This window comes from Paracoccus sp. (in: a-proteobacteria), from assembly GCF_030538655.1.
In the GTDB taxonomy this organism is placed as follows: Bacteria; Pseudomonadota; Alphaproteobacteria; order Rhodobacterales; family Rhodobacteraceae; genus Paracoccus.
Map to the genome: position 1 here is coordinate 1 of NZ_JAUNTO010000044.1, position 4,984 is coordinate 4,984.

The 4,984-nt window shown below is 63.9% G+C and carries 6 protein-coding genes; all 6 read left to right on the top strand.

What is annotated here, in order from left to right; genetic code table 11:
• Positions 1–228: 228 nt before the first annotated feature.
• Positions 229–372, top strand: coding sequence for a hypothetical protein (locus Q4G22_RS15570; protein ID WP_303386802.1), 144 nt, complete (start codon positions 229–231; stop codon positions 370–372).
• The gene (locus Q4G22_RS15575) at positions 369–929 is read left to right on the top strand and encodes a hypothetical protein (protein ID WP_303386803.1); all 561 of its coding nucleotides are present in this window, start codon (positions 369–371) and stop codon (positions 927–929) included. Before Q4G22_RS15570 ends, Q4G22_RS15575 begins: the two co-directional genes overlap by 4 nt.
• Before the next feature lie 185 nt (positions 930–1,114).
• Positions 1,115–1,507, top strand: a complete 393-nt coding sequence (locus Q4G22_RS15580) for a hypothetical protein (RefSeq protein WP_303386804.1) — start codon at positions 1,115–1,117, stop codon at positions 1,505–1,507.
• Positions 1,504–2,643 (top strand): iron-containing alcohol dehydrogenase, encoded by a 1,140-nt coding sequence (locus tag Q4G22_RS15585; protein ID WP_303386805.1) that lies wholly within the window; start codon positions 1,504–1,506, stop codon positions 2,641–2,643. Before Q4G22_RS15580 ends, Q4G22_RS15585 begins: the two co-directional genes overlap by 4 nt.
• A gap of 112 nt (positions 2,644–2,755) precedes the next feature.
• The gene (locus Q4G22_RS15590; protein ID WP_303386806.1) at positions 2,756–4,558 is read left to right on the top strand and encodes a sigma-54-dependent Fis family transcriptional regulator; all 1,803 of its coding nucleotides are present in this window, start codon (positions 2,756–2,758) and stop codon (positions 4,556–4,558) included.
• A 124-nt stretch (positions 4,559–4,682) separates the two neighbouring features.
• Positions 4,683–4,984 (top strand): hydantoinase/oxoprolinase N-terminal domain-containing protein (locus tag Q4G22_RS15595; protein ID WP_303386807.1); only part of this gene is annotated, 302 nt, incomplete at its 3' end.

The following is a 4,984-nucleotide window of genomic DNA, read 5'->3' on the forward strand; positions in this document are numbered from 1 at the left end:
AATACAAAAATAACCGAAAACACAAACACAACCATGAAGGAAATCAAAAAAGCAGGGTGAAAAAAAGGGGCGTGGGGGGGTTAACCGGGGACCATGTTAACCAAAGCAGGCCCGCATATAAGTATCCAGATCACCCCCGCCGATCTGACCATCGCCCCGCCGAGTGTTAGGGCTGCCTAGCCTTTGTTGATGGTCTTAGGCTCCGCCGTTGGCGCATGTGGTGAGTTCGTGGAACGGATCGACGTCCACGACATATTGTTGGCGGGATTAAGTCTGATCGTGGTGGAAACAGATAATATCGCTAACAGCATGATCGAGGCCCGGTTGGATTTTATGGCGGAACATGTGATCGGAGATAGTGGCTTTTCTTGATCGCCAATGTGTTGGCGCAAACGAGCTATGGCGTCACGGCCAGTGTTATCTTTATCGAAAATTCCAGCTATACCATCACGCTGGTGGCGACCGCCGACCTCAGCCGCAATCGGGTGATCGGCGCGGAAACCGTCACTGATGCGATTGGTGTCAGTGATGGCGAGGGGCCGGAGTATGTCTATTTTAACGCCCCCCTCGTCGGGCCGGATGGTGTGTTCCTGCCTGCCGGGGTGATCCGTGTTTACGGGATGGCGTTTCGACCGGGGATGCGTCGGATTTCACCTTTGCCGACTTCAATAATCCGCGCGTGGGCACGCTGTGCCGCAGATCCCGTTGTCTATCGGTATGTAAAGCTCCATGTCGCGCAGGGTTCAACTGATCTGGCCGATGATATGCCGGGCGGCGTGGTCGGTGCCGGCGATGAAAGTCTGATGCCGAACGAACAGGTTCGCGTGCAGGTCATCATCACACAGATGCTGTCCGGTCTGGGCGGCTTTTATATTCAGGAAACGATCACGACGCCGACGGCGATCCCTCTTTGCCGGAAGCTGTGTTAATCGCGTCATTCACGCCGGTGGCGGATCTGGTGACGGTTGGGGGCTGCGTGGTCGGGGGGCGGCGAAACCCGCATTAACGCTATGATGTAACGGTCGAAGCCAGCGGTCACGGCCCGTCCGAGGCGGTCGAGATCAGCTTTGACGGCACGGGCGATCGGCTGATCTTTGACGCCCCGGCCACGGGGGTGGATTTCGGCTATACCGGCGAGCTGTTCGTCAATCTGGCGCTTGGTTTCGCGCAGGATGCCCCCTATTCCGATGTGGACGGCGTTTTCACCTTGCTGGATGGCACGGATCATCTAAGCCTTGGTTTTGGCGGTATGACTGGCCCGCTGACGACGAAATTCCTGAACGGGCTGACCATCGAGATGTTCTTCTTTGACCCGATGGGCACTGATCCGCTGAGCGCGCTGACGGCGGGCAACAGCTATGATGTGGCGATGATGGCGGTTCCCGTGACCATGCATTGCCTGCCGGTGGTCTGCTGCTGTCGTGACGACCCTGCGCCGCCGCCTGAGTGCTTGCACAACAGCGGTGCGCCCGGCATCAGGGGGGAAACCTGCCGGGGACGTCGATGACACCGTTTACCTTTATGACCGCGACCGAGATTGCTTTTGGTCGCGGTTCGTCCTTGACCGCCGCCGACCGTATCCGCGCCATGGCAGGCGGGGCGCGGGTGTTGCTGGTGCATGGTGCGGACGGGCGGCGGGCCGACTGGCTGGCCGCTGCGCTGGACGCACCGCTGCGGCTGGCGGTGCCGGGTGAGCCAGACCTGCCGCTGATCCGGTCCGCCACCGAAACCGCCCGTGCGGCAGGGGTGGGGGCGGTGGTCGCATTGGGCGGCGGGTCGGCCATTGATGCGGGCAAGGCGATTGCGGCGCTGATCCCCGCCACCCGACCGATCACCGATCATCTCGAGGTCGTCGGTGCGGGCCTGCCACTGGATCGCCCGCCGCTGCCCTTTGTCGCCATCCCGACCACCGCCGGCACCGGGGCCGAGGTGACGCGTAACGCCGTCATCACCGTGCCTGACCATCGCCGCAAGGTCAGCCTGCGCGACCCCGCCATGCTGCCGCGTCTGGCCATCGTCGATCCGGGGCTGACTGATGACTGCCCGCGCGCGATCACGCTGGCGTCGGGGCTGGATGCCATCACCCAGGTGATCGAGCCGTTCTGCTGCACCCGCGCCAACCCGCTGACCGATGCGCTGTGCCGCGATGCGATCCCGCGCGGGCTGGCGGCACTGATCCGGCTGATGCAGGCCGAGGATGCCCGTGCCCGCGACGAACTGGCTTGGGTCAGCCTGTGTGGCGGTCTGGCGCTGGCCAATGCCGGGCTGGGGGCGGTGCATGGGCTGGCCGGGCCGCTGGGCGGGTTGATCGGCGTGGCGCATGGCGCGATCTGCGGCGCGCTGCTGGCCCCGGTGCTGACCGCCAACCGCGCGGCCGTGACCGACCCGGCGCTGGCTGCGCGACTGGATCAGGTGGGGGCATGGATTGCGGCGGCCTTTGGCCTGCCGGGCGACACTATGCTGGCCGATGCGGCGGCCTATCTGGCACAATGGGCACACAGCCACGTCCTGCCGCCTTTGCGGCTGGACGATGCCACGCGGCAGGCGGCGGCACAGGCAGCGGTGACGTCATCCTCGATGGCGGCCAATCCGGCGGCACTGGATGCCGCTACGCTGGAACGGGTGATGGCGGCGGCGGGATAGCCGGCATGGACAGGCGACCAAGCTCTGACTTGACAGGCGGCTGATCTATGTGGACGCTTGCGGGGTGTCTGCGCCTGGCGCGGGCGCGGCGTCATCGTTCGGGGAGGGACGGATGGGGCTGAATATCACCAAGCGCGACTGGGAGGATTTTGTCGGGCTGGGCAAGGTGCCGTCGCGGATTCGCGAGGATGTTCTGGCCAGTTGGCGGCGCTCGGATCAGGCAGGTGTCGCGAACCCGTCCCGCGCGCCTTTGCGCAGCGAGGCGGAATTGCTGACCGCGCGGGCCGTGGCACGGCGATTGCGCAAGGGGGCGGACAATGCGCTGGCGCGGGCGAATTACCTGCTGGCGCATACGGGCAATATCGTGCTGCTGTGTGATCGCTCGGGTGTGGTGCTGGATGCGGGTGGGGATTCCGGCATTCTGGCGATGGGGCGCGAAAACCATCTCCATCTGGGCGGTGACTGGACCGAACAGGCCATCGGCACCAATGCTATCGGCACGGCGCTGCATCTGCGCCGCCCGGTCACGATCCACTCGGTCGAGCATTTCTGCGAGGCGATCCAGCGTTGGAATTGTGCCGCGACGCCGATCACCGATCCCGGCACCGGGGCGCTGTTGGGGGTCGTGGATATTTCCTGGCTTGACCATCTGGCACAGCCGAATGCCGCCGCGCTGTCCGCCGCATTGGCCGCACAGGTGGAATCCGACCTGACCCGGATGCTGGCGCAGGAACATGAAACCCTGATCGAACGTCTGCACCTGCGCCGTCTGCGGCGCGGGAACGAACCGATGCTGATGATGGATCGGGCCGGAAATGATGTCTTTGCGACCGAGGGGTTTCAGCGGTTTTGCGATGACGACACGGCGCTGAGTGCTCTGCGTGCGCGCATCCCGGACCTGATCGACCAGCCATCCGACACCATCGCCGAGGCATTGGGCGAATGTATGCCCGGCACCGATCTTGAGGTGATCGGATCGCCCGATGAGGCCATCGGCGTGATGATTTCGCTGCGTCGCAGGCGGGCGGCCAGACCTGATCCGGGGGCGGAACTGATCCGTATCGGGCAGGCAGGCCCGGTTTCGGCGGCGCTGTGCGCGCAGGCCGAGCGGCTGGCCCGCACGGCAATTCCCCTGCTGATCGAGGGCGAATCGGGCGTAGGCAAAACTTTTCTGGCGCAGGCCATCCACCGGGCCAGCCCGCAGGCACAAGGCCCGTTCGAGATGATCGACTGTTCGATCCTGACCGCCGCTACCCTGCGCGAAGATCTGGCGCATGGTGCGCGGCTGACATGCGACGGCGCGGGCGGTGTTTTATGTCTGAACGGTCCGGGTTCTGTCAGCGACGAGGTTCAGAAACTGCTGCTGAGTCTGGTGGAAATGACGATTCAGGGGGGCAGCCGGATCATCGCCTTGTCCAGCCGCCCGCTTTATGCCGCCATGCAGGCGGGCGAGTTTCGCAGCGATCTGTATCACCGCATCGCCGCGGCACGGCTGAATATACCGCCCCTGCACGAACGGCCCGAGGAAATCGCCGCCACGTTGAAGATGATGACCCGCCATCACGCCGATACCACTGGCGGGCGGAACCTGAACTTTACCTCGGGCGCGATGGCGGCGCTGCAAGCCTATCGCTGGCCGGGCAACCTGCGCGAGATGGCGAACCTGATCGCCGCGCTGGATGCGCTGTCATCTACCGGGCTGATCGACGTGCAGACATTGCCGCCCGAGATCCGGACACCTGTCCGACAGCGCCCGGTCGATACGCTGCGCGACGGCGAGCGGTTGCGCATCCTTGAGGCGATGGATGCAGAGGGCGGAAATTTATCCCGCACAGCCAAGCGGTTGGGCATCGCCCGTTCTACGCTTTATATGAAACTGGACAGTTACGACATCCCGCGCCACCAGCGCGATTGACTTTGCGTCCGCAGCGTGACCGTCGGATCGTTCGATAATCGGACAACCACCGGCTGACGAAAAAACCAACCTGAACAGACGCGCCGCGCCATCGCTGCGCGTGATGTGAAGGGAGGACGTCACATTGCCACTCGACAAGAAAAACGACCGGACCGTGCAGGTGCTTGGCATCGACGCGGGCGGAACCATGACCGATACGTTCTTTGTGGACAGCGACGGTGATTTCGTCGTCGGCAAGGCGCAATCGACCCCGCAGAACGAGGCGCTTGGCCTGATCGAATCCTCACGCGAGGGGTTGGAGCACTGGGGCCTGTCGCTGGAGGATGCGCTGGGTTCGATCCAGACCGGGGTTTATTCCGGCACCGCGATGCTGAACCGTGTGGTGCAGCGCAAGGGGCTGAAATGCGGCTTGATCGTCAATGCGGG

Excerpts from the sequence above, each read along its gene's own strand:
- Q4G22_RS15590 (WP_303386806.1), top strand. The coding sequence starts at position 2,756 with ATGGGGCTGAATATCACCAAGCGCGACTGGGAGGATTTTGTCGGGCTG.
- Q4G22_RS15585 (WP_303386805.1), top strand. The coding sequence starts at position 1,504 with ATGACACCGTTTACCTTTATGACCGCGACCGAGATTGCTTTTGGTCGC.